We start from the raw sequence: 26,722 nt of genomic DNA, 5'->3' as shown, positions 1-26,722 counted from the left end.
GGGTTTACCCTTGCGCTGGCTTGCCTCTATCGTCGGTTTTACCGATGAATTCCTTATCGGCGCTTCGGGTAGAAGGGGCGGGACGAGAAGTCTCCCACGGTCCGTACTGGCTAGAGTCGGAATCGAGCTTTTAGTCCCGCCCACCCCTTCAAGTCTAAACATACAAGCGAGCTTGCTCGCGATAGCGGTGTATCAGTCAACATCAATGCCGAATGTCAGACCGCTATCGCGAGCAAGCTCGCACACACAGGGGATCTATGTTGACTGGGGAATTAGAGGCTGTCTTGCAGATTGCTGCGCAGCACTTGCAGTTCCGCCTGCAGCTTTTGCAGTCGCTCCAGCGTCATCCCGCTGGCGCCGAGGATGCACTGAGGAATGCTGCGCGCTTTTTCCCGCAAGGCGCGGCCCTGTTCGGTGAGTTCGACGATCACCACCCGTTCGTCTTCGCGACTGCGGGTGCGGCTGAGTAAACCTTCGACTTCCAGGCGTTTGAGCAGTGGCGTCAGGGAGCCGGGATCGGTCAGCAGGCGCGTGCTGATTTCACCTACGGTCAGACCATCGCGTTCCCACAACACCATCATCGCCAGGTATTGCGGATAGGTCAGGCCCAGCGCTTGCAACAGCGGCTTGTAGACCTTGGTCATCAGCAACGAAGTCGAGTGCAGGGCGAAACACGCCTGATTATCCAGCAGCAGGTGGTCGCAGTTATCCAGGGTGTCGCGTTCGTTGGTCATCTCAAAAGCCTTGATCGGTAATCTTCATGAATCTAGCGGGCGAATCTTTAATGCGCCAGATAATTTTCGACTAGTGGCGGTCCAGCGTGCTTTGCAGCGCCAGGTCCCACGGTGGAATCGGGCTGAAGCGCGTCTTCAAGTATTCCAGCAGCAAACGGCTGCGTGAGTTGGGCTGTTGCGCCAGCCGCAGCGCATAGATGCCGGCGGACTCAGGTTTGGGCAGGCCCTTTTCGCAGAACAGCGGCAGCAGTTCACCCCGCAGCAAGTATTCGCTTGCCAGCCAGGTCGGCAGGTGGGCAATACCCAGTCCGGCCAATGCGCCGCAGACCAGCGCCTCGGCATTGTTGGCGCTCATGCGGATCCGCGCCGGGCGGTGCAGATGCATCTGCCCATCGCGTTCGAAGCGCCAGGCGAAGGGCGGGGCCAAGCCGTCCCAATCGAGGCCGTCGTGATCGACTAACTGCGCAGGCTCGGTCGGCACTCCGCGGCGTTGTAAATAGTCCGGGCTGGCGCAGGCAATACGCACCATGCTTGCCAGCGGTGTGGCGACCAGGCGGGTGTCGGCCATTTGCCCGGCGCGCAGCACCAGATCGACCTTGCCCAGGTTCAAGCCTTGCATGTCGACAAAGCTGTCGATCAGGTGCAGTTGCACATCGAGGCCGGGGTAAAGCATCAGGAAGTCGGCAATTACCGGTGCCAAATGCCGGCGTCCGAACGCCGCGGGCGCATCCACTCTGATCAAGCCTTCCGGCGCACTGCTCAGGGACACCGCTTCGGCCCGGGCCAGCCGAAGCTCGGCGACAATTCGCCGCGCGCGCTCGGCAAAGGCCAGGCCTGCCGGGGTCGCCATGACGGCATGTGTACTGCGAATGAACAGCTGGCTACCGACGGCCTTTTCCAGGCTGTCGATGCGCCGCGCCACGGCCGAAGGGGTCAGGGGATGTCGGCGCGAGGCAGCAGAAAAACTCCCGGATTCCAGCACATCCAGAAAAAGCCCGAGCTGTTCGGTCAATTGATTGGGGTTCATGGGGTGTCCGCGCTTGTGCGAAGTTGGCACAGCCATTGTGCGTTGCTGTGCGTTTCCGCGCTATCGCCGACTGCGTAGGATGAACACCCTGACAAAAGGGAAATCGCTTGTGATCGAGTTCGTGATGTATCTGGTGTTTGGCGCGGCGTTGGGCACCCTCGGCGGGTTGTTCGGCATTGGTGGCGGCTTGATCGCCATTCCATTGTTGGGTGTGCTGTTCGGTCTCGATCAACAGATCGCCCAAGGCACGGCGCTGGTGATGGTGGTGCCCAATGTGATGCTGGCGCTGTGGCGCTATCACCAACGCAATCGCATCGAATTGCGTCACGCCTTGCCTTTGGCGTCGATGGGGTTCTGTTTTGCGTGGATCGGTTCGATTTGGGCGGTCGGCATCGATGCGCACACCATGCGGATCGGTTTTGTCGCGTTCCTGGTGGTCTTGTCGGCCTACAACCTGGTGCGAATGTTCGCTGCCAGCACGCCGGCCTCGACGCAAATGCATTTCGCATGGCCATGGCTGGGCGTGCTTGGCGCAGCCTCCGGGACCATGGGCGGCTTGTTTGGAGTGGGTCGTGCGGTGGTGGCGACGCCGGTGCTGACCAGTGTGTTTGGCACCAGCCAGGTGGTGGCACAAGGCTTGTCGCTGGCGCTGGCCTTACCCAGTACCGGCGTCACCCTGGTGACCTACGCGGCGCACCATCAGGTGGACTGGTTGATCGGTGTGCCCTTGGCCGTCGGCGGTTTGATGAGCATCAGTTGGGGCGTGAAAATCGCCCACGCCCTGCCGGAGCGACTGCTGCGCGGGTTATTCTGCGGTTTTCTGGTGGGCTGTGCGGTGATGCTCGCGTTTAAAGTTTGAAGCCATCGACGATGTGTTCGGCCAGACACTCGGTGATCGGTGACGGGTTGTGCAGGTTGCGCACGAGCATGATGCAGGCTTCCGGCAACAGCGGCAGGTCTTCGGCGGCACCGAGAATGCGCATGTCCGGCGTGATCAGGCTTTCAAGTTGCGCGGTCACGGCCAGGCCGGCACTGACCACGGCCATCAACGCTGACAGGCTCGAACTGTTGTAGGCAATGCGGTATTCGCGGCCCATGGCATCCAGCGCATTACACGCCCACAAGCGGCAGAAACAATCACTGTTGAACATCGCCAGGGGCAGGGGCGTCTGCTCATGGGCGTTGAAACATTGCGCCTCGGCCCAGACGAAGCGCTCCTTGCGCAGCAACTGGCCAATTTCGGTGCCGGGCTCGCGGGTCACGATGGACAGGTCCAGATCCTGACGTTGCAGCAATTGTTTTGATGATTCGCAGTGAACCTCGATCTGGATCAGCGGATAGCTCTTGGCGAAGCGCGACAAAATGCCCGGCAGAAAGCGCATCACGTAATCGTCCGGCGTACCAATGCGCACGGTGCCAATCATGTGCGGTTCGCGCAGCGTATTGAAGACTTCGCTGTGAAGTTTGAGGATGCGCCGCGCATACCCCAGCAAAACCTGGCCTTCGGCGGTCAGCTTGACCTGACGCCCATCGCGTTCGAACAACTGGCGCTGCAAGACGTCCTCTTCCAGACGCTTCATTTGCATGCTCACCGCCGACTGCGTGCGATTGACCATTTCACCGGCGCGGGTAAATCCGCCCTGGTCGGCGATCGCGACAAAGGTGCGCAGCACATCGGTATCGATACTGGGGTACGCCGACATCCATCAATCTCCGAGATGGTTACCATCAGAAACATTCGTTGGATTGATCTTAACGCTGGCGCGAGACTTGGGCCATCCCCAACGGAGGACAACGAGATGAAAGGTCATAACGAGGTTGTAACGGAACAAAAATTCTCAACCCATGTGGTATCTGATCTGCTGCACAAGTTTAGTCGCTGGTACGAACTTCATCGTGAACGCGAGCTGCTGGCGAGTTTGAGCGATGAAGCACTGAAGGACATCGGTATGAGTCGTGCGGATGTGGAACATGAATCGGTCAGGCCGTTCTGGGATGATCCGATGCATAAATGATGAGGCCATTGCTACACAAACCCCTCTCTGGTGAGGTAGGTTGCGAGCAGACACGGAGGTATTCATGCCCGCAACGCTGTCCTTTTCCAACCAACAGGCTCGACGTCTGGCACTGGCTGCCCAAGGGTTTAACGGGTGCCAGCCGCCAGCGACGATCAAACCGGTGCAACTCAACCGACTGATCGAGCGGTTGGGCATCCTGCAGATCGATTCGGTCAATGCGTTGGTGCGTTCGCACTACCTTCCCTTGTTTTCCCGCCTCGGTAACTACTCCTCCGATTTGCTAGACCAGGCCGCCTGGAGTCAGGGTCGACGTCGCACGCTGTTTGAATATTGGGGACATGAAGCCTCGTTGCTGCCGTTATCACTGTATCCGCTGATGCGTTGGCGCATGCAGCGCGCAACGCGTGGTGAAGATATCTATCAGCAACTGGCGAGTTTCGGGCGCGAGCAGCAGGACACGATCCGCCGGGTATTGGCCTCGGTTGAACAACTGGGGGCGTTGGGTGCGGGAAGCTTGTCGACCCGTCAGGAACGGGCAGGGCCGTGGTGGGACTGGAGCGCTGAAAAGCATGCCCTGGAATGGTTGTTTGCCGCCGGAGAAGTGACGGTTGCCGGCCGCCGTGGTTTCGAACGACTTTATGATTTGCCCGAGCGAGTGATTCCTTCGGCGATTCTGCAGCAGCCATTGCTCAGCGAAGCCGAGGCTCAGCGTGGGTTGTTATTGCACGCAGCAACGGCATTGGGCGTCGGAACGGAAAAGGACCTGCGCGACTATTTTCGTTTGAGCCCGACCGACAGCCGTCCGCGTCTGGCGGAACTGGTCGAGGCCGGGGCGTTGCTGACCTGCCAGGTGCAAGGCTGGCGGCAACCGGCTTATTGCCTGCCTGAGCCGAAAGTACCGCGCAAGGTCGAGGCCAGTGCGTTGCTTTCACCGTTTGACTCGCTGGTCTGGGAACGCAGTCGCACCGAGCGGCTGTTCGACTTTCGTTATCGGCTGGAAATTTACACGCCGCAAGACAAGCGTGTTTACGGGTATTACGTGCTGCCGTTCTTGCACAACGAACGGATTGCCGCACGCGTGGATCTGCGGGCTGAGCGGGCGTTGGGGCGGCTGGCGGTGCACGCCGTGCATGAAGAAGAGCCGGGGCTGGATGACGAAGGGATGCACGCTTTGGCTATCAATCTGCGGCAGATGGCGGATTGGTTGGGGCTTGCGCAGGTGCAGTTGAATTGTCAGCGGGTGAGTGCCAGCAGGTTAAGAGTGGCATTGGCTCAATTCAGTGGTGTTTGAGATGGCGCAATCGCGAGCAAGCTTTGCTCCTACAGGTTGAGGTCAACTCAAAACCTGTAGGAGCAAGGCTTGCCCGCGATGGGCTCAACGCGGTTTAGCGCCGAACCTGCTTCAGCGTCTCGGCAATCAAAAACGCCAATTCCAGCGACTGATCAGCGTTCATCCGCGGATCGCAATGGGTGTGATACCGATCCGACAGCCCGTCCTCGGTAATCGGCCGAGCGCCGCCAATGCATTCGGTGACGTTCTGCCCGGTCATCTCGATGTGAATACCACCGGCATAACTGCCTTCAGCTTCGTGCACCTGGAAGAACTGCTTCACCTCGCCCAGGATCTGCGCGAAGTCGCGGGTCTTGTAGCCGCTGCTCGCCTTGATGGTGTTGCCGTGCATCGGGTCGGAGCTCCACAGCACCTGCTTGCCTTCGCGCTGCACGGCGCGAATCAGCTGCGGCAGGTGATCGCCGACCTTGTTGGCACCCATCCGCGCAATCAGGTTCAGGCGGCCCGGATCGTTGTCCGGGTTCAGCACATCGATCAGGCGAACCAAGTCTTCAGGGTTCATGCTCGGGCCGACCTTGACCCCGATCGGGTTATTCACCCCGCGCAGGAACTCAACGTGCGCACCATCGAGCTGACGGGTGCGATCGCCGATCCACAGCATGTGCGCCGAGCAATCGTAGTAATCGTTGGTCAGGCTGTCGCGACGCACGAAGGCTTCTTCGTAGTTCAGCAGCAACGCTTCGTGGGCGGTGAAGAAACTGGTTTCGCGCAGCTGCGGTGAAGTGTCCATGCCGCAGGCGCGCATGAACGCCAGGGTTTCATCGATGCGATTGGCCAGGTGGCTGTACTTCTCGGCCAGCGCCGAGTTGGCGATGAAGTCCAGGTTCCACTTGTGCACCTGATGCAGGTCGGCAAACCCGCCTTGAGCGAAAGCGCGCAACAGGTTCAGGGTGGCGGTGGACTGGTGGTAGGACTGGAGCAGGCGCTCCGGGTCCGGCACGCGGCTTTTCTCGTCGAAACCGATGCCGTTGACGATGTCGCCACGGTAAGCAGGCAGCGTCACGCCGTCGATGGTTTCGTCATTGGCGGAGCGCGGTTTGGCAAATTGCCCGGCMATGCGCCCGACTTTGACCACCGGGCAACCGGCGGCAAAGGTCATGACGATCGCCATTTGCAGCAAGACTTTAAAGGTGTCGCGAATTTTCGCGGCCGAGAACTCGGCGAAACTTTCGGCGCAATCGCCACCTTGCAACAGGAACGCGCGGCCTTGGGTGACCTCGGCAAACTGACGGCGCAACTCCCGGGCTTCACCGGCAAACACCAGTGGCGGATAGCTGGCCAGGGTTTGCTCTACCTGCTGCAAATGCGCAGCGTCAGGGTAGAGGGGTTGTTGCTGGATCGGCAAGGCGCGCCAGCTGTCAGGGCTCCAGGGTTGGCTCATCACGTTCTCTAGTGTTTTACGCTCGGACGGTCATGTTATCAGCAATTAGTGCGTGACCTGTTCCCGTCGCTTCGCGGACAATCGCGCCTTTGCCGCGCGCCTCGCGGTTTAAGTGCGCTGCTGTTTATTGCATGCAGGCCCGGTAACGATTCAGGAGACGAAATGACTGAGGAGCGCGTCGAGCATTTGCTCGCCGAGGTACAGGATGAGTTCGGCGTGATACGCGTGCTGGAAGTGGCCGATTACCGCTTTCTCGAGTTCGGTGACGCCATTGAACAGAGCTGCGTGTTTACCGCTGATCCGAGCTGGCTCGAGTACGACTACACCCGGGCGATGCTGATTGGCGCGTTGTGCCACGAACAACCGGAAAGCGCGCTGTTTCTGGGCCTTGGTGCGGGCACGTTGACTCAGGCCTGCCTCAAGTTCCTGCCGCTGGAAGATGTCGAGGCGATCGAATTGCGCCCGGACGTCCCGCGCCTGGCAATCGAATACCTTGGGCTGGATGATGATCCGCGCCTGTATATCCGCGTCGGCGATGCCCTGGAACTGCTCGATACCGCTGAGTCGGCGGACTTGATTTTCGTCGACCTTTATACCGATGTCGGGCCTGGTGTCGGGCATCTGGCCTGGAGCTTCCTGGAGAACTGTCAGAAACGCCTGAATCCGGGTGGCTGGCTGGTGATCAATCAGTGGGCCACCGACGACGGCAAACCGTTGGGTGCGGCGTTGCTGCGCGGGCTTTATCACCGGCACTACTGGGAGCTGCCGGTGAAGGAGGGCAATGTGATTTTGATCGTGCCTTCGGAGCTGGATCAGGTGCTGGACATGGACGGCTTGATGGCCCGGGCGGAAGGATTGGCGCCGCAATTGGGTTATTCGTTGCAGTCGTTGATCAAGGCGATTCGTCCGGCGACATAATGTGTTGTCTGCAATGGCCTCATCGCGGGCAAGCCTTGCTCCTACTGGGGGACGCGCAACCTGTAGGAGCATGGCTTGCCCGTGATGGCATTATCCGCATCAACACAAATCTCAGACTCCTTTGAAGATCCCGGGTCGCTTCTCAATCATCGACCGCACACCTTCCTTGGCATCCTCACTGTTCAACAACTTCTTCACCATCGCCGGCAAGCCCTGTGCCGCAGCGGTTTCTCCTTCATAGCGCGCCTGCCGGGCAGACATCAGCGTCGCCTGTACCCCGAGCGGTGCCTGTCGGGCAATCCGCTCGGCCAATTCAATCGCCCTTGGCAGTAAGTCCTCGCTGGCCATGACTTCCTGCACCAGCCCCAGACGCAAGGCGTCATGCGCATCGAACTCATCCCCGGTCAGCAACCAGCGCATGGCATTGCCCCAGCCAGCCAATTGATGCATGCGCAAAGTGGCGCCGCCGAACGGGAAGATTCCGCGCTGGACTTCCATTTGGGCGAAGCGGGTGTTGCTGGCGCACAGGTTGATGTCGGCGGCCAGCATCAACTCGATGCCGATGGTCAGGCAATAACCCTGAGCGGCCACTATCACCGGTTTGCTGACGCGGGGGCCAGCAAAAACACCCCACGGATCGCAGCCTCCTGCCGGTGCTTGCCAGCCTTCGGCCAATGCCGCGCTGGCGTTGACCAGATCGAGCCCGGCGGTGAAGTGTTCCCCATGGCCAAACACCACGGCCACCCGCGCCTCGTTGTCCGCTTCGAACTCGCCATAGGCCAGGCTCAGCTCGTTGAGCAGGTCGAGGTCAAAGGCGTTGCGTTTGGCGACCCGATCCAGGCCGATCAGCAGCACATGGTCACGTCGTTCACGGGTTACACGACTGGAGCAGGGCTGATTCATGCTGCATTTCCTCGGGAGGGAAGGGTGTGTCAGACCTCAGGTCTGCGTGATAACAGTGAACCGTTTTAGCGCCATCGCCAGCAGGGCCGGGCCTTTGAAAAATAGACTGCTGCACGATTATCCGCAAAGCCTGTGACACAACGGTGTATCCGTCAGTTTTCCGACAAATAATGCTCCCTTTTTGGGCGAATTCCGGTATAGTGCGCGCCGGCCTTTAACCGGGCCGCGTTTAGGTAGCGCAATTCCCCGAAGTCAGCTTCGGCTGCACGTCCGCACAGCGGACTCTTCCTTGACGAATCTTTTTCATTCATTCGTTTTCGCAAATCCCCGCCGACAAAGCAGCCAGGGCGACTCTTGAGTCTTACACGGCATGCGCAGCTTTGGAGCATGGGTCTTTGCGGATGCACTTAGAGGCAGACCCATGACCCAGGAAACCGGCGGCTTCGCCGCTTTTAATCTTAATCCGAATATTCTTGCAGCCGTCATTGCGACTGGCTACGAAGAGCCTTCGGCTATTCAGCAGCAATCGATCCCGATCATCATGGCCGGCCAGGACATGATTGGTCAGGCGCAAACCGGTACGGGTAAAACCGCCGCGTTCGCTTTGCCTATCCTGCATTGCATCGATCCTGCCAAGCGCGAGCCGCAAGCCCTGATCCTGGCGCCAACCCGTGAGTTGGCGCTGCAAGTAGCAACCGCTTTCGAAACCTATGCCAAGCAAATGCCGGGCGTTACCGTTGTGGCCGTTTACGGCGGCGCCCCTATGGGTCCACAACTGAAAGCAATCCGTAATGGCGCACAGATCGTTGTCGCCACTCCGGGCCGTCTGTGCGACCACCTGCGTCGTGACGAAAAAGTCCTGTCGACCGTGAATCACCTGGTCCTCGACGAAGCTGACGAAATGCTCAAACTGGGTTTCATGGACGACCTCGAAGTTATCTTCAAGGCCTTGCCTGCAACCCGTCAGACCGTATTGTTCTCGGCCACCCTGCCGCAGTCGATCCGTGCCATTGCCGAACGCCATCTGCGCGATCCGCAACACGTGAAGATCCAGACCAAGACTCAGACCGTTACCGCGATCGAACAGGCTCACCTGTTGGTTCACGCTGACCAGAAGACCTCGGCTGTATTGAGCCTGCTGGAAGTGGAAGATTTCGACGCCCTGATCATGTTCGTGCGCACCAAGCAAGCGACCCTGGACCTGGCCAGCGCCCTGGAAGCCAAAGGCTACAAAGCCGCTGCGCTGAACGGTGACATTGCCCAGAACCAGCGTGAGCGCGTGATCGACTCCCTCAAGGATGGCCGTCTGGACATCGTTGTGGCGACCGACGTTGCTGCTCGTGGCCTGGACGTTCCGCGCATCACTCACGTGTTCAACGTTGACATGCCGTACGATCCGGAATCCTACGTTCACCGTATCGGCCGTACCGGTCGTGCCGGTCGCGAAGGTCGTGCACTGCTGCTGGTGACTCCACGTGAGCGCCGCATGCTGCAAGTGATCGAGCGTGTAACGGGTCAAAAGGTTGCTGAAGTTCGCCTGCCGGACGCTCAGGCCGTTCTCGATGCCCGCATCAAGAAACTGACCAACAGCCTGTCGCCGCTGGTTGGCGATGCCGAATCGACTCACGGTGATCTGCTGGATCGCCTGACTGCCGACATCGGTTGCACTCCGCGTGCACTGGCCGCTGCTCTGCTGCGCAAGGCAACCAACGCTCAGGCGCTGACCCTGGCCGCGATCGAGAAAGAACGTCCATTGGTGCCGAACAACGCTCCGCGCGGTGATCGTCCAGAGCGTACTGGTGATCGTCCGGACCGTGGTGATCGTGAGCGTCGTGCTCCGGTTCCATTGGCTGAAGGTCGTGCTCGTTGCCGTACCGCGCTGGGTGCGCGTGACGGTATCGCTGCCAAGAACCTGCTGGGCGCCATCCTGAACGAAGGTGGCCTGGCTCGTGAAGCGATCGGTCGCATCCAGGTGCGCGACAGCTTCAGCCTCGTCGAGTTGCCGGAAGATGGTCTGGAGAAGCTCCTGACCAAACTGAAGGACACTCGCGTTGCCGGTAAGCAGTTGAAGCTGCGTCGCTATCGCGAAGATTAATCCGCTCTTGAGCTGATTGATCGCACATAAAAAATCCCCGACTGGTTCGGGGATTTTTTTTGCCTGCGTGATCAGCCGAAGCGATAAATGTCCATGCCCAGCGCCCCCATGGTGAAACCCTGGTGAGCAACGCTGAACTCGCCCCCGGCACTGCGGGCGAAATACAGTGGCAGTAAATGCTCGTCGCTAGGGTGGTTGCGCACTGCGTTTGGCGCTTGCTGGCGATAATCGTGCAGGGCCGTTTCGTCGTTGGCGGCCAGTTTCTCTACGATCCAGTCGCGAAATGCCTTGGCCCAGGGCTCGACGCTTTCCGGGCCGGCCTGCCAATCCAGTTCGCGCAGGTTATGGGTGATGCTTCCGGAGCCGATCAGCAGCACGCCGTGTTCACGCAGGCTGGCCAGCGCGTGGCCAACACGGCTTTGCAGGGCAGGGCCGCCACGGGTGGGCAATGAGACTTGCACCACCGGGATATCGGCTTGCGGGTACATCAAGGTCAAAGGCACCCACGCTCCGTGGTCGAAGGGGCGCTTGGTATCGATGCGCGCCGGCAGGTCGGCGGCCTTCAGCAATTCGACGATGTCCGCTGCCAATTGAGGATTTCCGGGGGCCGGGTATTGAACGTCGAACAGCGCCTGTGGGAAGCCACCGAAGTCGTGCCAGGTTTCCGGTTGTGGATGGCCGCTCACCAGCAGTTCGTGGCTTTCCCAGTGCGCGGAAACAATAACGATAGCCTTGGGTTTCGGCAATTCTGCGGCCAGGCGCGCAAGGGCTGGCCCGCTGGCGCCGGGTTTCAGGGCCAGCATGGGGGAGCCGTGGGAAATGTACAGGCTGGGGAACATGAATCAGCTCCTGAGAGTAAGATGGCTCCATCTTCAGTCAGATCATTGATCTAAATCTAATATAAGTTTTAGCGTCTTTTGATCGAATTTTTGGGATTAATTATGCAGCCGGAGTTTTGGCACAAGCGGTGGACGACGAATCAGATCGGCTTTCATCTGCCGGAAGTGAATCCTTATCTGCAGCGGCACTGGCCGCAATTGCGCCTGGAAGAGGGCGTGCGCGTATTGGTGCCACTGTGTGGGAAAAGTCTGGATCTGTTGTGGCTGGGAGGATGCGGTCACGAGGTGTTGGGCATTGAGTTGTCCGAAAAGGCGGTGGAAGACTTTTTTCGCGAGCATCAATTAGATCCGGACGTCAGCGATCAAGGCCCCTTCACTGTCTATCGGGCTGGTTCGATCGAGGTCTGGTGCGGTGATTTCTTCGCATTGACCGCCGGCGACGTTGCTGACTGCAGCGCGTTGTATGATCGTGCCGCGTTGATTGCACTGCCGCCGGCAATGCGCGAGCAGTATGCCGCTCACCTGAACCGGATTTTGCCGAAGGAGTCTCAGGGGTTGTTGATCACCCTGGATTACGACCAGGCGCAAATGGACGGCCCCCCGTTTGCTGTGCTGGATGACGAAGTGCAGCGCTTATTGGGCGGATCGTGGAAACTGAAGATTCTGGAAGATCAGGACGTGTTGAGTGAGAGCGGGAAGTTTCTCGAGGCAGGTGTCACTCGACTTGAAGAGCGGGTGTATCGAGTGTCCAGTCGAGGAATAAAATAGACAAAAAAAAGGCCCGCATTTCTGCGGGCCTTGTTTTATTGCTGAACGATCAGCGCTGAAGACGATGCAGGGCGTTGATACGTTCTTCCAGCGGTGGGTGGCTCATGAACATCCGGGCGAACCCTTGTTTGATGCCACCGTTGATGCCGAAGGCGTTCAGGGTGTCCGGCATGTGCACCGGCAGGCCCTGTTCGGCGCGCAGGCGTTGCAGGGCGCCGATCATCGCGGCAGTACCGGCCAGGCGTGCACCGGCTTCGTCGGCACGGAATTCACGCTTGCGCGAGAACCACATGACGATGGAGCTGGCCAGAATGCCCAGGACCAGTTCGGCGAAGATGGTTGCCACGTAGTAGGCAATGCCTTGGCCTTCTTCGTTCTTGAAGATCACCTTGTCGACAAAGTTGCCGATGATCCGTGCGAAGAACATTACGAAGGTGTTCACCACGCCCTGAATCAACGCCAGGGTGACCATGTCGCCGTTGGCCACGTGGCCAATTTCGTGGGCCAGAACGGCTTTCACTTCATCGGGCGAGAAACGCTCCAGTAACCCCTGGCTGACCGCGACCAGTGCGTCGTTCTTGTTCCAGCCCGTGGCGAAAGCGTTCGCCTCATAGGCCGGGAAAATCCCGACTTCAGGCATCTTGATCCCGGCTTCCCGGGACAATTGCTCGACGGTTTGCAGCAGCCATTGCTCGTGACGGGTGCGCGGCTGGGTGATGATCTGGGTGCTGGTGCTCATCTTCGCCATCCACTTGGAGATGAACAGCGAGAACAGCGAACCGGCAAAACCAAAGACCGCACAGAAAATCAGCAGCTGATTGAGGTTCAGATCAACCCCGTTGGCCGCCATGAACCCGTTGAAGCCAAAAAGGCTCAGGGTGATGCTGGCAATCAGCACGACCGCCAGGTTAGTGGCCAAAAACAGCAGGATGCGCATCATGGTTGTAGAAGTCTCCTCGTGCTAAAGATGTAGCGTACTGCGGGGTATATAAGGTGATGCACCGGGCTATTCAACCGGGTGACTATTTCAAACTGTGTCCTACATCAACACTTTAGTCAGTTGCAGGGCTTTTCCGACTTTTTTGCAGGAGATTTTTGTAGGCCTAATGCAGTCGCTACCCCCGCCATTGTTAGGCGAGAGCGGGAGGTGTGTCATCAGCCGTCGGTTCGAGTGGTGAAAGCCGGCCGGGACAGCAGATATGTTGCTGAATCAATCAACGTGCGACTTTAACCCAAAGTCGCACGTAGACCCGCCGCTTACTGGCGATAGGTCTTGAGGAAGCCGCCGATACGTCCGATGGCCATCTCCAGCTCATCCACTCGCGGCAGGGTCACCACACGGAAGTGGTCCGGCCAAGGCCAATTGAAGGCCGTGCCCTGAACAATCAACAGCTTCTCGGAGAGCAGCAGGTCGAGGACGAACTTCTCATCGTTGTGGATCGGGCAGACTTTCGGGTCGATCCGCGGGAACGCATACAGCGCGCCCATCGGCTTGACGCAGCTCACGCCCGGAATGTCGTTGAGCAGTTCCCAGGTGCGATTTCGCTGTTCCAGCAAGCGGCCCTGTGGCAGTACCAGATCATTGATGCTCTGGTAGCCGCCCAATGCGGTCTGGATCGCGTGCTGGCTCGGCACGTTGGCACACAGGCGCATGTTCGCCAGCATGTCGATGCCTTCGATGTAGCTTTGGGCGTGGTGTTTCGGGCCGGAGATGGCGATCCAGCCGGAACGGAAGCCCGCCACGCGATAGGACTTGGACAGACCATTGAACGTCAGGCACAGCAGGTCCGGAGCCAGGGAGGCGGTGCAAATGTGCACGGCATCGTCGTACAGGATCTTGTCGTAGATTTCGTCGGAGAACACCACCAGGTTGTGCTGGCGGGCCAGTTCCAGCATGCCCAGCAGGACTTCCTTGGAATAGACGGCGCCGGTCGGGTTGTTCGGGTTGATGATCACCAGGGCCTTGGTGTTCGGCGTGATCTTGGCCTTGATGTCGGCCAGGTCCGGCCACCAGTTGGCTTGCTCGTCGCACAGGTAATGCACCGGGTTGCCACCCGACAGGCTGACCGCGGCCGTCCACAGCGGATAGTCCGGGGCCGGCACCAGTACTTCGTCGCCATTGTTGAGCAGGGCCTGCATCGACATCACGATCAGTTCGGAAACGCCGTTGCCCAGGTAGATATCTTCGATGCCGACGCCTTCCACCTGCTTTTGCTGGTAGTACTGCATCACGGCCTTGCGCGCACTGAACAGGCCCTTGGAGTCGCTGTAGCCCTGGGCCGTCGGCAGATTGCGGATTACGTCCTGAAGAATTTCATCCGGCGCTTCGAAACCAAACGGTGCCGGGTTGCCGATGTTCAGCTTGAGGATGCGATGACCTTCCTCCTCCAGGCGTTTGGCGTGCTTGAGCACTGGGCCGCGAATGTCGTAGCAGACGTTGGCGAGCTTGTTCGATTTGCTGACCTGCATGGCGATGTGTTCCCGAAAATGAACGATCCAGGCGGCGTATGAACAACCGTGCTGGGAATCCTGCGTATTCACACAGGCCTGACGCCTTCAGTGGCGGCACTCATAAATCCGTTTGAATGCGCGTGGTCTGGCTGCCAGACTGGCGTTTGACGAGGCGCAATCATACGTGCCGCCCGATCCGTGGAAAAGGTACAGATCGGGCTTTTTCAGCTGCTGAGGTGTGATGATGGAAAAGTTGGAAAAAACCCTGGAAGAATGGAGAGCAATGCTCGATCCAGAGCAGTACAACGTGTGCCGTCTCAAAGGCACCGAGCGACCGTTCTCGGGCAAATACAACGCAACCAAAACTGACGGTGTCTACCACTGCATCTGCTGTAACGAGCCGCTGTTCGACTCCAGGACCAAGTTTGACTCTGGCTGCGGCTGGCCGAGCTTCTACGCGCCGATTGGCGACAGCGCGATGACCGAAATCCGCGATGTCAGCCACGGCATGATCCGCACCGAGGTGGTCTGCGCCAAATGCGATGCGCACTTGGGGCACGTATTCCCGGATGGCCCGCCGCCGACCGGCCTGCGTTATTGCATCAACTCGGTGTGCCTGGACCTGGTGCCGCGCGAATAATGTGAGCCCTGTAGGAGCACGGCTTGCCGGCGATGGCAATCTCAAGGACGCCATCGCCGGCAAGCCGTGCTCCTACAGGGTTTTCGTGCTCCCATTGATTTATTAAATTGCACACAATTCAATTGCTCGCTATGTTTGTCTCAATCTATCCCATACAGAGTCAGAAACCATGAGCGACAACCTGCTGAACATCCCTTGCACCACCATCAAGGGTGAACAAAAGACCCTGGCTGATTTCGCCGGTAAAGCAGTGCTGGTGGTCAATACGGCGAGCAAGTGCGGCTTCACTCCGCAATACAAAGGGCTGGAAGAATTATGGCAAACCTATAAGGACCAGGGGCTGGTCGTCCTTGGTTTTCCGTGCAACCAGTTCCGTAAACAGGAGCCAGGCAACGAAGAGGCGATTTCCGAATTTTGTGAGTTGAACTTTGGTGTCAGCTTCCCGCTGTTCAAGAAGATTGAAGTCAACGGTGCAGGCGCCCATCCGTTGTTCGTTCAACTGAAAAAACGTGCTCCGGGGGTGCTGGGTTCGCAGGGCATCAAGTGGAACTTCACCAAGTTCCTGATCGGCAAGGACGGTCAGTTGGTCAAGCGCTTTGCTCCGGCGACTAAACCGCAGGACTTGAGCCGCGAGATTGAAGCTCTGCTCAAATGAACAGCGTGTCAGTTGATTCGTTGAAGCTGGACAGCCAGCTCTGCTTCAAGCTGTACGCCGCGTCCCGGGCGGTGATCCGGGCCTACAAGCCGATGCTCGATCAGCTCGGCCTGACTTACCCGCAATACCTGGCCATGCTGGTGTTGTGGGAATGGCAGGAGGCCGCCCCCGAGCAACCGACGGTCAAGGCGCTGGGCGAGCGTCTGGCGCTGGATTCCGGCACCTTGACGCCGTTACTCAAACGTCTTGAGCAACTGCAACTGGTGCAGCGTCAACGTTCGGCCCGCGATGAGCGAGAGGTGCACCTGAGTCTGTCGCCTTCTGGCAAGGCATTGCGTGATCAAGTCGGCCCACTCAAGGCGAGCCTGCTGTGTGACAGCGGAGTGGATCTGGACCGCCTGAATGATCTGCGCGAGGGGCTTGACCATTTGCTGGGGCAGATCAAAGCGCTGTCGTAGTGGGAATCCACAAATCGAGCAGGGCGGCCAGCTCTTCGCGGCGGAAGGGTTTGGCCAGGTAGTCGCTCATGCCCGCCGCACGGCAGCGTTCGCGTTCTTCGGACATGGCGTTGGCGGTCAGCGCGACGATGGGCAATTGTGGCCAGCGTCCGCTGTGGCGAATTTGCCGGCTGGCTTCGTAGCCATCCATCACCGGCATGTTGCAGTCCATCAACACCAGATCGAAATCGCTGTATTCAAGCTGATCCAGCGCTTCGGCGCCGTGAGCGGCGACGATGACCTCGCAGCCGAGTTTTCCGAGCATCCCCTTGGCCACTAATTGATTGACCGGGTTGTCCTCGACCAGCAACACGCGCCCGCGCCGCTGATGGGGAAGGGCTTCGGTGCGCGCTCCGTTGATTGTCGTGGTTTGCGCAAACAAGACCCGTTGCAAGGCCTGGTATAGCGCATTGCGCGCCAGCGGACGTGCCTGTTGCTGCAGCGGCGCGAGGGCGCTCACCTGTTCGCTGGGCATGAAGTTGCCATAAGCGGTCACCAGCAGAATCGGCGCGGCAAGGGTAGGGCGCAGGCCAAACAGGCATTCGGGGCAGTCGGTGATCAGTACATCAGGCTCAAGCCCTAGTAACGAGTCATCAATGGAGCGCTGTTGATAGTCGAGCCCCCAGGCGGGTAACAGGGCTTTCAGCAGTTCAGCCAGACCGCTGCTGGCGGCGGTGATCGCAATGACCTTCCCGGGCAGCGGTGCCGGAGATACGGCGCGGGTGTGGACGGGCAGCGGCAGGTCGGCGCAGAACTGGCTACCGAAACCGGCTTCCGAGCTGATGGTCAGACGTCCCTGCATGGCTTCGCAGAGGTTATAGGTGAGGGCCAGGCCCAGTCCCGTACCGCCGAACTGTCGGGTAATACCTGCGCCTGCCTGGGTAAACGGCTGGAAGATCTTGACCTGGGCATCGTGGGCGATCCCGATACCGGTGTCGCAGACTTCGATTCTGACGCCGTCTTCGAACGTGGACAGGCGTAAATCGACCCGACCGAAGCGGGTGAACTTGAGCGCGTTGGACAACAGATTGCTGACGATCTGCCGCACGCGAGTCGGGTCCCCCAATACCAGCGCCGGAAATTGCGGCTCGATCAGGCATGTCAGCTCTACACTGGGCGCCGCATTCTGAGACAGCAGGTTGGCGGTGTCTTCGACCAACGCGCCAAGGTCGAACGGAATGTGTTCGAGTTCCAGCTGACCGGCATCGAACTTGGACAGGTCGAGAATATCGTTGAGCAGTTCCACCAGCACTTTGCCCGAGTCATGGGCAATCGACAGTTGTTGCTGTTGCTCGGCCGTAAGTGGACCGTCCAGCGACAACGCGATCATCCCCAACAGGCCGTTAAGGGGGGTGCGAATTTCATGGCTCATGTTGGCCAGAAATACCGAGCGTGCTTCTGCCATCTCGATGGCGGTGGTGCGAGCGGTTTCCAGTTCCTGATTGGATTGGCTGAGCCGGGCATTGATCGCCTTGAGTTCCGCTGTGCGTGCCGAGACGATGTTTTCGAGTTGACTGAGGTAGTCGGTCAGGCGGTTTTCGGCGTTGCGTCGTTGCTGGATTTCGGTGGCGATGTTTTCGAATTGTTGGTTGGCGACTTTGACCAACACACCGATTTCGTCGTGTTCATGCCCCGCCGGGTATTCCAGCCAGGTCGGCTGCGCGCTACGCGGATCGCGGCCACTGAGTTCGCGAATGACCCGCACCAAGGGCTTGGTCAGCATCACGTAGAACAGCGCCAGAAGAATGCCTGTCAGGATCAGGCTTCGCGCAAAACCGTTGAGTAGCGTCACCTCGGCCCGACGCAGGAAGCGGCTGCCGAAGGCATAGGTATCGACTTCAAGTTGCAAGGTCCCAAGGGATTCGTCAGGCAGATGATCGAGAAAGAGGCGGTCTTCGAACTGCCGGTTGGCCCCAAACAGGAAGTCGCTGATCACTCGATAACCGCTTTGCAGACCCGGGCGCTTGACGCTGGCGAGCACGACATTGTTGTTGTCGGTCAGTTTCGCGCCGATGATTGCCGGCGAGCGCATCAGGCCCATGGCTAGTTCCTGGGCGAGTTCGGCGTCGATGTTGTAGGCGATGCGTGAGGCTGGGTTGTGGCTGATTTCCAGCAAAGACAATATTTCGCGGTTGATGGAGGCGTCTTCGCTGGCATAATCGATGCCTATTTGCAGCAGGCTGAGCAGCGTGCCCAGAATGAAACCGACCAGCACAGTCAGCCGGGCTTGCTTGTATGACAGCCGGTGGGTGAATTTGATATCCATGGGGTGTTGAACCACTTCCGTTTCCTTTCGCTGCTCAAGCATAGTCGATCATGCATGGATTCCGATGTTCTCGCGAACCCCTGAGCCTGGGATGAACCGGGCACCGAACGCTGTGTAGTCGTCGCTGTATCGCCATCATTACTGTGAACGTGCCCGAGGAGAAGACGTGGACGCCCGATTGAATGCTTTTCTTGAACGCGCCGATGCCGTCCTGGCCCGTATCGAACCGCTGTTGCCGGCCCACCGGCAAGCCATCGACTGGAATCAGTGCCTGGCGGCGCGCTGGCAACGAGAGGGGCGCAGCGGTTTTCTGTTGCCGCTGCACGTCAGCCTCGACATGCGCCTGTCCGACCTGATCGGCGTGGATCGTCAATTGGAGCAGTTGGGTCGAAATACCCAACAGTTCCTCGACGGCATGCCGGCCAACCACGCCTTGCTCTGGGGCTCGCGCGGCACCGGTAAATCGTCGCTGGTGCGTGCCTTGCTGGCCGAGCACGCCAACGCCGGCCTGCGCCTGATCGAGATCGAGCGCGATCACTTGGCCGACTTGCCGCGAGTGGTCGAGCAGATCGCCAAGTTGCCACAGCGTTTTGTGCTGTTCTGCGATGACCTGTCGTTTGAGTCGGGTGAGGGCGACTATCGCGTGCTCAAGAGTGTACTCGACGGTTCCCTCGAGCAAGCGCCGGACAACGTTTTGCTGTACGCCACTTCCAACCGTCGCCATTTGGTACCGGAGAAGGAAAGTGATAACGAAAACTGGAAGCGCGTCGACGGCGAACTGCACCCCAGCGAGGCAGTGGAAGACAAGATCGCGTTGTCGGACCGCTTCGGCTTGTGGCTGTCGTTTTATCCGTTTACTCAGGAACATTTCCTCAACGTCGTTGAACACTGGATCGGTCAACTGGCCGGCAAGGCCGGCCTTGAGTGGCAGCGTGACGAAGCACTGGACATCCTCGCGGTGCGTTGGGCCGGCGGCCGAGGCAATCGCAATGGACGTTGCGCTTATCAATTTGCCCGCTATTGGGTCGGGCTCAAGCTGTTGGAGCACAAAGCATGATTGATTTACAGAAGAGCGGCCAAGGCCTGGATGGTTACGGCATGTTGTGGGCGCAGCTGGAATCATTGCTGGCCGATGAGCGTGATTTCATTGCCAATGCGGCACAGTTCTCGGCATTCCTGTTCAACCAGCTCGATGACTTGAACTGGGCCGGTTTCTACCTCAATCGCAATGAAGAACTGGTGCTCGGTCCGTTCCAGGGCCAGATCGCTTGTGTACGCATTCCATTCGGCAGGGGGGTGTGCGGCACAGCAGCGGCAACATTGCAGACCCAGCTTGTTGAAGATGTGCACGCATTTCCCGGTCACATCGCTTGTGACAGTGCGTCGAACAGCGAGTTGGTGGTGCCCTTGGTCAAGGACGGTCGATTGATCGGTGTGCTGGACCTCGACAGCCCGAAGCTTGCGCGTTTTACCGCTGAAGATCAGGCCGGTATCGAACGGTTGGCAGCGATATTCCTGCGCCTGACCGATTGCTGATCACGCTGTCAGGCCTGCCTTGGCCAGCAGGCTTGACGAGTCGACGGCGTCAATCTGCGCCGGATCGAGAAATCGTTTCGCGTACTGCAAATAGATTTGTGAGTTGATGAATAGCCCGAACAGCTCTGGGTCAATGTGGGCGTCACGGCACATGAAGGCCATGATGCCCAGCGCTTCGCTCAGGGTTTTGGCCTTCTTGTAGGGGCGGTCGGCAGCGGTCAGCGCTTCGAAAATATCGGCAATCGCCATCATCCGCGCCGGCAGGCTCATTTCTTCTCGTTTCAATTGTTTTGGATAACCGGTGCCGTCCATTTTCTCGTGATGGCCGCCGGCGATTTCCGCGACGTTGTTGAGGTGCGCGGGGAAGGGCAGGTGGCTGAGCATCAGGATCGTTTGCACCATGTGATGATTGATGATGTAACGCTCCTCGCGCGTCAGCGTGCCTCGGGTAATGCTCAGGTTGTAGAGTTCGCCGCGGTTGTACTTGTAGTGCGGTACATCGAGTTTGAAACCCCATGGGTTATCAGCCGGGATCAGCTCGCTTTCGGCGCGTTCGAACACGTGCTCGGGTTTGTCCGCCAGCAATGGCTCGCTGACCGGTAGCGTCGGTGCCGGAGTACGTGACTGGCGGCGATTCTCCTCCCATGAAACCCCGAGCCGATCATCCAGGGTTCGGGTCCAGGTGCGTTCAGCAATGCTGCGCAAACGTTGCAGGTCGGATTCAGCCATGGCCTCGCCGCCCAGATTGCAGTGGGCGATGAAGGCAAAATCATCATCCAGTTCTGCCAGGCGAGTATCGCGCAATTCGCTAAGCTGGCGTTCGTCGCCGCCCTGGGCGATGGCCTGCCAGTAGTTGACCCAGGCATCGCGCTTGAGCACTTCGAAACGCGTGCGGATTTCGTGGATGCGGTCGTTCAGGGTTTCAAGTTTGGTGGCTTTGTCGACCACGTACTCAGGGGTCGTGACMTTGCCGCAATCGTGTAGCCAGGCGGCAATGTGCAGGGCTTCCCATTCATCTTCCGTGGGCTGATAACCACTGAAGGCCGGCTCCTGACTGGCGGCGGCAGCCTGAGCGAGCATCAGCGTCAACGCGGGCACCCGCTGACAATGCCCACCGGTGTAAGGACTCTTGGCATCGATGGCGCCAGCCAGCAGTTGAATAAAGGAGTCCAGCAGCTGTTTTTGTCTGGCCTGCAGGCGCTGGCTTTCAATACTCACCGCCGCTGCGCCGGACACTGCCTGGAGAAACGCGATGCGGTCAGGACGAAGCTTTTCCAGGTCGCTTTGTGTGCCGCTGTCGGCCAACAGGAAGATCAGCAGGCCTACGGTTTCGTTGTGCCGATTGTGCAATCTGATGCCGATCAGATGAACCCGTGGACATTCCAGTGCGAGCATCACTTTTTGCAGGTCGGCGGCATTTTCGTAGCCCAGGCTAGTGACGACGTTGTCGGCGCTCGACAACTGCTGCATCCACTGAGGGCTCTGTGGGTCATGAAGTGCGTGGCCTTCAATGCCGAACGCCTGCAACGCCTGGGAGGTATCGTTGATCACCAGACCATGAGGCTCCATGCGATCGCCATCCTGTTCGCGCAGGTAGATCAGACCCGCCTGGGCCTGCCCGATTTTCACGGTTTCGAACAACACTCGTTGCAGCAGTGGGGCGAAACGGGTCTCGGCGCTCAAGCTGTCAGTGATCTGGAAAAAGCTCGCCAGGGTGTCCTTCATGCGCGCCATCGACACGCTCAATTGGTCAACTTCAAGTACTGGCGAGCGCCGGCTGACGGGAAAGTTGAAATCGAAACTGCGGATCGCATCGGCTTCCTGCACCAGTGCGCGCAGGGGCTTGACCAGAATCCTCGAGGTAAGCCAACCCAGCGGCAGGCACAACAGCAACGTGGCCAACGTCACCAGCGCCCCTTGCCAGCGCATGCGGTAGGCATCGACGAGCAATTCATCTTCCGGCACCAACAGCGCCAGCTGCAATCCTTCAGGCCCGCCTTCCTGCATGCTGCTGCGGGCCACGATCCATTGGCGACCGGCCGCATCCAGGCGATTACCTTCGGGTGGATGGGTGAGCAAGGCAGCGAGTGCCGGGTTCAAATCGGTCGCCTTGATCAAGCGTGCAGTCTGGTCGTCGACGATCAGCCTGCTGCTATCGGGGTAGGCAACGGCATTGCCCTTGCTATCGAAGAGGACGATCTCGGTATGCGGCGTCACCACATGCTTGGCCAGCGTCGCGGAGAGTTCGGCGAGGGTAAGGTCGGCGCCCATTACCGCGTTCTCGCCACTGCGCAGGGCGAGGGTGGTGCCGACATTGTGGGTGGAGAAAAACACATAAGGTTCGGTCGTGATCTGACCTTCATCGCGGCGCGCGCTGGTAAACCAGGCGCGAGTGCGCGGATCGTAGGTTTCGTCGGGGTTATCCTGGCGGTTGATGAGGGCCAGCTTCTGATCAAAAAACAGTGACAGGGACCGCGCTTTCTCACCGCTAGCCGGACGCTCAATGCTCCAGACTTGATAGGCCGCCGAGTCCGGGGCATTAGTGAGTGTTCTCAGGGCCGGGGTTCGCAGGGGGCGTACCATGAAAAAGTCGCCATTGCTGTATCCCAGGTACAGCGAGGCCAGGTTGGGATTACTTTTGAGCGACTGGCTAAAGGGCTTGAGCAGCAAGAGTCGTTGCTCCAGCGCGGGCGCCTCGGTTGCCGGATTGTCCACCAACAAGCTCAGCAGGTGGCGAATCGGTTCATAGGTGCCTTGCAGGTCCAGCCGGACATCCTGCTCGATGCGGTTGAACAGTTTTTCGCTGCTGGACAGGATGATCTGCGTGGTTTGGTGGTAATTAAAAATGCCCAGCACCACGCCCGTGAGCAGCAGCAGGAAAGTAAACATCACGCTGATATGGACGTGCAGCGGAAGCCGTCGTTGATCGGTGCGCAGTGGGCTGGACATTACTGGTCTCTCCGTGATGGTTAACACACTGCTCAGCGCTCAAGCATAGTTAAGGCTCTTTCTTTCTGCTTCGGTCGTTGTGCCCTATTTGTTGCTGCAATGCCTGCTCCAGTTCGAGCATGGTGAGCTCTATGGCCTTGGTGCAATTGGCGACATCTTCGGGGTGGAAAACGTCATGGCAGGCGCTTTCGAGTGCCTCACAACTGTCGATCACTCGACTCGCCTGGACGATGCGGGCCGCGCCCTTGATTTTGTGAGCGACGTCCAGGAACGACTGGCGGTCTTTGCATTGTGATAGCGCCAGCAATTCCTGGCGGTCCAGTCGATTGCTGTTCAGCAATTCGGACAACAAACGCTGGTCCAGCTTCGGATTGCCGCCGGTCAGCAGTTGCAACCCTTCGAGGCTGAATGCCGGCTCGCGGGCGATCGGTTTGATGCGCTCAATCCAGTGCCTCAACGCCATCAAGCTGAGGGGCTTGAACAGGCAGTCGTCCATTCCGGCATTTTTGCAGCGCTGTATTTCTTCCGGCTGCGCGTTGGCGGTGAAGCCCAACAAGGTGCAGGCCGCGCGCGGCTGTTGCCGTTCGTGTTGGCGAATCAGACGGGCCAGTTCATAGCCGTTCATGACCGGCATGTTGCAATCGACAATCACCAGATCGAACCCTCCGTTTTTCCATGCATCCAGCCCGGTCTGGCCATCCGTTTCAGCGCAGTAGTGGTGCCCCAGAAACTCCAGTTGCTGACACATGAGCAAGCGATTGGCCGGGTGATCATCGACCACCAGGACATTCAAGGGGGATGAGGTGGGGGGAACAGGCGCTTCGGCGGTGTTCGTTACCGGCTCGGGCGGCAACGTGGCCATTTGCAGCGAAATCTCGACCTGAGTACCGACACCGGGCTGACTGCGCAATTGCAGGCTGCCACCCATCATCTCGCACAACGTGCGGCTGATCACCAGACCCAGCCCCGCCCCCCCACGAGTCGACTGCGCGCTATGGGTCGCCTGAGCGAAGGGTTCGAACAGGCGCTGTTGATCCTGTTCGCTGATGCCGATTCCGCTGTCCTGAATCTGCAAACGCAACAAAACCCGATCGGTTTCGTCAGTGGCATGCAACTCACTCACAATCCGGACCTGACCTTGTTCGGTAAACTTGATGGCGTTGCTGACCAGATTGGACAGCACCTGCTTGAAGCGCATCGGGTCTAACAGGACGTCGGTTGGCATTTGGGCAGGGTTGAAGTCGAGCAGCAGGCGCAGGTTTTTCTGGCGGGCAAGGCCGTCGAAGATCCTGACCACCGAAGCCATCGTTTCGCCCAGGTTGACGCGTTCCGGGTTCAAACTCAGGTGCCCGGATTCGATTCGCGCAATATCAAGAATGTCCCCGATCAGTTCCAGCAGGTCTCTTGCCGAGTTGTAGGCGACGTCGATGGCGGGTCGGTCTGGATGATTCGCTTCGATACGTTTGAGGGTCAGTTCCAGCATGCCGATGATTGCATTCATCGGGGTGCGRATTTCATGGCTCATGGTCGCCAGGAAGGTGCTTTTGGCCCGGTTCGCTTCATCGGCACGTTCCTTTGCGGCGCGAAGTTCATCGAACAGTTGTCGCCGTTCGCTGATATCGATCCAGCCGCCGATGATGCCCTGCACTTCACCGCTTGAGTCCCGGTAAGGCAAAACCCAGTGATAAATCGTCATCTGGCGATTGCCGATGTGCAGCGTGCGATCGAGAATCAGCGGTATCCCTTCACTCATGACGCGCTGATAATCCGTCTCGTATTCACGCGCTTCGAAAGCATTGCTCATCTTGCCCTCAATGACGCTTTTGCCGATCACGTCTTCGTATTTCGCACTAAAGGCCTCCAGGTAACTGTCGTTGCAGCTTTGCAGTAACCCCTGCCGATCACGCACGTAGATTGGATGCGGCGTTCCATTGACCAGCGACCGCATGAACTCAAGTTGATCATTCAGCGCGAGCTCGGCCGACTGACGCTGTTTTATCTGACGACGCATGTAAGCGTTCCAGGCAATGGAAATCAGCAGCAGCACGCCTACCCCCAGGACCACCTGATAGAACACCCGGTGATAGCTTTGCCAGGTGTTTTGCGAAGTCGACGCGTAACCCCGCCAGCGGCTGTTGATGATGCCCAACTCTTCCGGGGTAATGCTCAGCAGCGCCTTGTCGAGGATGGCACTCAATTCCTTGGCATCACGCCCGGTCGCCAAAGAGAACGCCGCCTGCTGAGTGCCAAGAGTGGAAGTGATCTGAAGGGTGTCTTCGAAGATTCTGGATGAAACAAAGTAGTTGGCGATCACCAGTGAATTGATCGCACCGTCAGCCTGGCCCTCTGCAACTAGTTGCACGGCACTGAAGGTGTCCGGTGTTTCGATCAGATTGATGTGCGGATACTGATGGCGCAGGTAATCCACCATCGGGTTACCTTGGGCAATCGTCAGGCGCTTGCCTGAAAACTGTGTGAGGTTTGTCGAGCTGCCAGCCCCTTTGCGCGTCAGCAGGACAAAGGAGTTTTCCAGATAGGGACGGCTGAAGTTCAGCAGCGTTTCACGTTGTGTGCTGGGTAGCAGCGCGGCAATCAGGTCGGCCTGATGGTGACTGACTCGCTCGATCATCTCGTCATCGCTTCGAGTTCGATGGATCTCGAAGCGCAGTCCGGTGCGTAACCTGATCAGCTCCAGCAGGTCGGCGGTGACTCCCCGAAAGTTGCCGTCATTATCGAAAAACGTCAGCGGCGCAAACGCTTCATTGACCACTACGCGCACGACCGGATGTTGCGCCAGCCAGCGTTCTTCGCGACCGGTCAGTTGCAGCTTGTGATCGGTGAGAAGAATGTCACTGCCGGCACTCCAGCGCTTGGCGATGTTTTCTCGCTCGCTGGTGGGCGTGGCAATCAGTATCGCGTTGATAATCCCAAGAAGGTCCGGGTTGTTCCTGTGCACGGCAAAACTGAAGCCGTGGACTTCGTGCTTACCGAAGTTCGCCATCCGGATGTTGTTCAGGTAGCCCTTGTTGATCAGGTAATGGGTGGAAATGGTGTCGCCAAGAAAGACATCGGCCTGGTCGAAAGCAACGGCGTTGATTGCATTCTGGTAAGACGGGTAGGACGTGATGATCGCCTTTGGATACAGGGCTTTGACTTCTTCCATGGGCAAATAGTGGTACACCATGCTCAATCGCAACCCGGCAAGGCCATCGGTCAGGGATCGGGTTTCACCTTCCCGTGTCACCAGAACAGGTTGATCCGCGGCGTAAGGTGCTGAAAGCACAATATTGGCGTTACGTGCCTCGAATCCGTTGGCACTGCCGAGCATGTCGACTGCGCCGCTTTCCAGTGCCCCGATCGCGTCTTCCCGGGAGGCATAGCGCTGAACCTTGACTGGCAGGCCGGTGGCCTTGCCAAGGATTCCCGCATAATCGGCGGTGAAGCCTTCATAGTCGTTGCCACTTTGCGTCAGGTCGAATGGCGGGTAGTCGGGGGCTGAAGTACCGAGGATCAGTTCACGTTTATTGTTGATCCAGTGTCGTTGTGATGAATCCAGTTGGACTTCCATGTGCCCGACCATTGATCGACTGAGCAAGGTGAAATGTTCGCTGGCGGAATGTGCCGCAGACACTGAGGGGCTCAGACAAAAGCCTGCGGTTATCAGTATTAGATAGTCCTTTAAACGACTGGGCAT

At 58.7% G+C, this 26,722-nt stretch carries 22 protein-coding genes; 11 read left to right on the top strand and 11 right to left on the bottom strand.

Annotated elements, in window-relative coordinates; genetic code table 11:
- Window positions 1-272: 272 nt before the first annotated feature.
- Entirely contained in the window at window positions 273-734 is a 462-nt protein-coding gene (locus tag AC1D2P_RS07025) for a MarR family winged helix-turn-helix transcriptional regulator (protein WP_477758439.1), read from the bottom strand.
- A 70-nt stretch (window positions 735-804) separates the two neighbouring features.
- Window positions 805-1,761, bottom strand: coding sequence for a LysR family transcriptional regulator (locus AC1D2P_RS07020; RefSeq protein ID WP_109787127.1), 957 nt, complete (start codon window positions 1,759-1,761; stop codon window positions 805-807).
- Window positions 1,762-1,870: 109 nt separating this feature from the next.
- Between AC1D2P_RS07020 and AC1D2P_RS07015 the strand changes: the two genes are divergently transcribed.
- Window positions 1,871-2,620, top strand: coding sequence for a sulfite exporter TauE/SafE family protein (locus tag AC1D2P_RS07015; protein ID WP_477758438.1), 750 nt, complete (start codon window positions 1,871-1,873; stop codon window positions 2,618-2,620).
- On the opposite strand, the gene AC1D2P_RS07010 is transcribed toward AC1D2P_RS07015, so the two are convergent.
- A complete protein-coding gene (locus AC1D2P_RS07010) occupies window positions 2,610-3,464 on the bottom strand; it encodes a LysR substrate-binding domain-containing protein (RefSeq protein WP_046032414.1) in 855 nt (284 codons plus the stop codon). The two genes, AC1D2P_RS07015 and AC1D2P_RS07010, sit on opposite strands and share 11 nt — an antisense overlap.
- 96 nt (window positions 3,465-3,560) lie before the next feature.
- On the opposite strand from AC1D2P_RS07010, the gene AC1D2P_RS07005 reads away from it, so the two are divergent.
- Window positions 3,561-3,776, top strand: a complete 216-nt coding sequence (locus AC1D2P_RS07005) for a DUF1127 domain-containing protein (RefSeq protein ID WP_046032413.1) — start codon at window positions 3,561-3,563, stop codon at window positions 3,774-3,776.
- 64 nt (window positions 3,777-3,840) lie between these two features.
- Window positions 3,841-5,070: a winged helix-turn-helix domain-containing protein gene (locus AC1D2P_RS07000; RefSeq protein ID WP_109787125.1), complete on the top strand. Its 1,230-nt coding sequence runs from the start codon at window positions 3,841-3,843 to the stop codon at window positions 5,068-5,070.
- A gap of 94 nt (window positions 5,071-5,164) precedes the next feature.
- On the opposite strand, the gene AC1D2P_RS06995 is transcribed toward AC1D2P_RS07000, so the two are convergent.
- The gene (locus tag AC1D2P_RS06995; protein ID WP_477811359.1) at window positions 5,165-6,511 is read right to left on the bottom strand and encodes a class II 3-deoxy-7-phosphoheptulonate synthase; all 1,347 of its coding nucleotides are present in this window, start codon (window positions 6,509-6,511) and stop codon (window positions 5,165-5,167) included.
- 162 nt (window positions 6,512-6,673) lie between these two features.
- Here AC1D2P_RS06995 and AC1D2P_RS06990 point away from each other — a divergent pair, with 162 nt between their 5' ends.
- Window positions 6,674-7,429 carry a spermidine synthase gene (locus AC1D2P_RS06990; RefSeq protein WP_046032410.1) on the top strand — a complete coding sequence of 252 codons (756 nt, stop codon included), beginning with the start codon at window positions 6,674-6,676 and terminating at the stop codon, window positions 7,427-7,429.
- Window positions 7,430-7,540: 111 nt separating this feature from the next.
- Here the strand turns inward: AC1D2P_RS06990 and AC1D2P_RS06985 are convergent, their stop codons facing one another.
- Window positions 7,541-8,332, bottom strand: a complete 792-nt coding sequence (locus AC1D2P_RS06985) for a crotonase/enoyl-CoA hydratase family protein (protein WP_046032409.1) — start codon at window positions 8,330-8,332, stop codon at window positions 7,541-7,543.
- 421 nt (window positions 8,333-8,753) lie between these two features.
- Here AC1D2P_RS06985 and AC1D2P_RS06980 point away from each other — a divergent pair, with 421 nt between their 5' ends.
- On the top strand, window positions 8,754-10,427 hold the full coding sequence (locus AC1D2P_RS06980) for a DEAD/DEAH box helicase (protein ID WP_046032408.1): 1,674 nt from the start codon (window positions 8,754-8,756) through the stop codon (window positions 10,425-10,427).
- A 71-nt stretch (window positions 10,428-10,498) separates the two neighbouring features.
- Here AC1D2P_RS06980 and AC1D2P_RS06975 read toward each other — a convergent pair whose 3' ends face one another.
- Window positions 10,499-11,266 (bottom strand): DODA-type extradiol aromatic ring-opening family dioxygenase, encoded by a 768-nt coding sequence (locus tag AC1D2P_RS06975; protein WP_477758437.1) that lies wholly within the window; start codon window positions 11,264-11,266, stop codon window positions 10,499-10,501.
- 102 nt (window positions 11,267-11,368) lie between these two features.
- Between AC1D2P_RS06975 and AC1D2P_RS06970 the strand changes: the two genes are divergently transcribed.
- Complete coding sequence (locus tag AC1D2P_RS06970) at window positions 11,369-12,034, top strand: thiopurine S-methyltransferase (protein ID WP_477758440.1); 666 nt, start codon at window positions 11,369-11,371, stop codon at window positions 12,032-12,034.
- A 49-nt stretch (window positions 12,035-12,083) separates the two neighbouring features.
- Here AC1D2P_RS06970 and htpX read toward each other — a convergent pair whose 3' ends face one another.
- Together htpX and AC1D2P_RS06960 are read right to left on the bottom strand one after the other, a co-directional pair.
- On the bottom strand, window positions 12,084-12,974 hold the full coding sequence (htpX, locus tag AC1D2P_RS06965) for a protease HtpX (RefSeq protein ID WP_027925729.1): 891 nt from the start codon (window positions 12,972-12,974) through the stop codon (window positions 12,084-12,086).
- A 317-nt stretch (window positions 12,975-13,291) separates the two neighbouring features.
- Window positions 13,292-14,503 (bottom strand): pyridoxal phosphate-dependent aminotransferase, encoded by a 1,212-nt coding sequence (locus AC1D2P_RS06960; RefSeq protein ID WP_109787122.1) that lies wholly within the window; start codon window positions 14,501-14,503, stop codon window positions 13,292-13,294.
- Between the two features lie 226 nt (window positions 14,504-14,729).
- On the opposite strand from AC1D2P_RS06960, the gene msrB reads away from it, so the two are divergent.
- The 3 genes from msrB to AC1D2P_RS06945 all read left to right on the top strand — a co-directional run bounded on the left by msrB (window position 14,730) and on the right by AC1D2P_RS06945 (window position 16,238).
- Window positions 14,730-15,125, top strand: a complete 396-nt coding sequence (gene msrB, locus AC1D2P_RS06955; RefSeq protein ID WP_077432199.1) for a peptide-methionine (R)-S-oxide reductase MsrB — start codon at window positions 14,730-14,732, stop codon at window positions 15,123-15,125.
- A gap of 169 nt (window positions 15,126-15,294) precedes the next feature.
- Window positions 15,295-15,780 (top strand): glutathione peroxidase, encoded by a 486-nt coding sequence (locus AC1D2P_RS06950; protein WP_046032403.1) that lies wholly within the window; start codon window positions 15,295-15,297, stop codon window positions 15,778-15,780.
- The gene (locus AC1D2P_RS06945; protein WP_046032402.1) at window positions 15,777-16,238 is read left to right on the top strand and encodes a MarR family winged helix-turn-helix transcriptional regulator; all 462 of its coding nucleotides are present in this window, start codon (window positions 15,777-15,779) and stop codon (window positions 16,236-16,238) included. Before AC1D2P_RS06950 ends, AC1D2P_RS06945 begins: the two co-directional genes overlap by 4 nt.
- On the opposite strand, the gene AC1D2P_RS06940 is transcribed toward AC1D2P_RS06945, so the two are convergent.
- Window positions 16,222-18,543 carry a hybrid sensor histidine kinase/response regulator gene (locus tag AC1D2P_RS06940; protein ID WP_109787121.1) on the bottom strand — a complete coding sequence of 774 codons (2,322 nt, stop codon included), beginning with the start codon at window positions 18,541-18,543 and terminating at the stop codon, window positions 16,222-16,224. The two genes, AC1D2P_RS06945 and AC1D2P_RS06940, sit on opposite strands and share 17 nt — an antisense overlap.
- 166 nt (window positions 18,544-18,709) lie before the next feature.
- On the opposite strand from AC1D2P_RS06940, the gene AC1D2P_RS06935 reads away from it, so the two are divergent.
- Both AC1D2P_RS06935 and AC1D2P_RS06930 read left to right on the top strand, forming a co-directional pair.
- Complete coding sequence (locus AC1D2P_RS06935; protein WP_046032400.1) at window positions 18,710-19,600, top strand: ATP-binding protein; 891 nt, start codon at window positions 18,710-18,712, stop codon at window positions 19,598-19,600.
- Window positions 19,597-20,079 carry a GAF domain-containing protein gene (locus tag AC1D2P_RS06930; RefSeq protein WP_046032399.1) on the top strand — a complete coding sequence of 161 codons (483 nt, stop codon included), beginning with the start codon at window positions 19,597-19,599 and terminating at the stop codon, window positions 20,077-20,079. Before AC1D2P_RS06935 ends, AC1D2P_RS06930 begins: the two co-directional genes overlap by 4 nt.
- Here AC1D2P_RS06930 and AC1D2P_RS06925 read toward each other — a convergent pair whose 3' ends face one another.
- Entirely contained in the window at window positions 20,080-23,028 is a 2,949-nt protein-coding gene (locus AC1D2P_RS06925; protein ID WP_477811358.1) for an HD domain-containing phosphohydrolase, read from the bottom strand.
- 49 nt (window positions 23,029-23,077) lie between these two features.
- On the bottom strand, window positions 23,078-26,722 hold the full coding sequence (locus tag AC1D2P_RS06920) for a transporter substrate-binding domain-containing protein (RefSeq protein WP_477758435.1): 3,645 nt from the start codon (window positions 26,720-26,722) through the stop codon (window positions 23,078-23,080).

The sequence above is a fragment of the Pseudomonas sp. P1_F1_2 genome, from assembly GCF_056405815.1.
The sequence above is the reverse complement of the archived record's forward strand: the minus strand, read 5'-3'. Positions and strand labels throughout refer to the sequence as shown.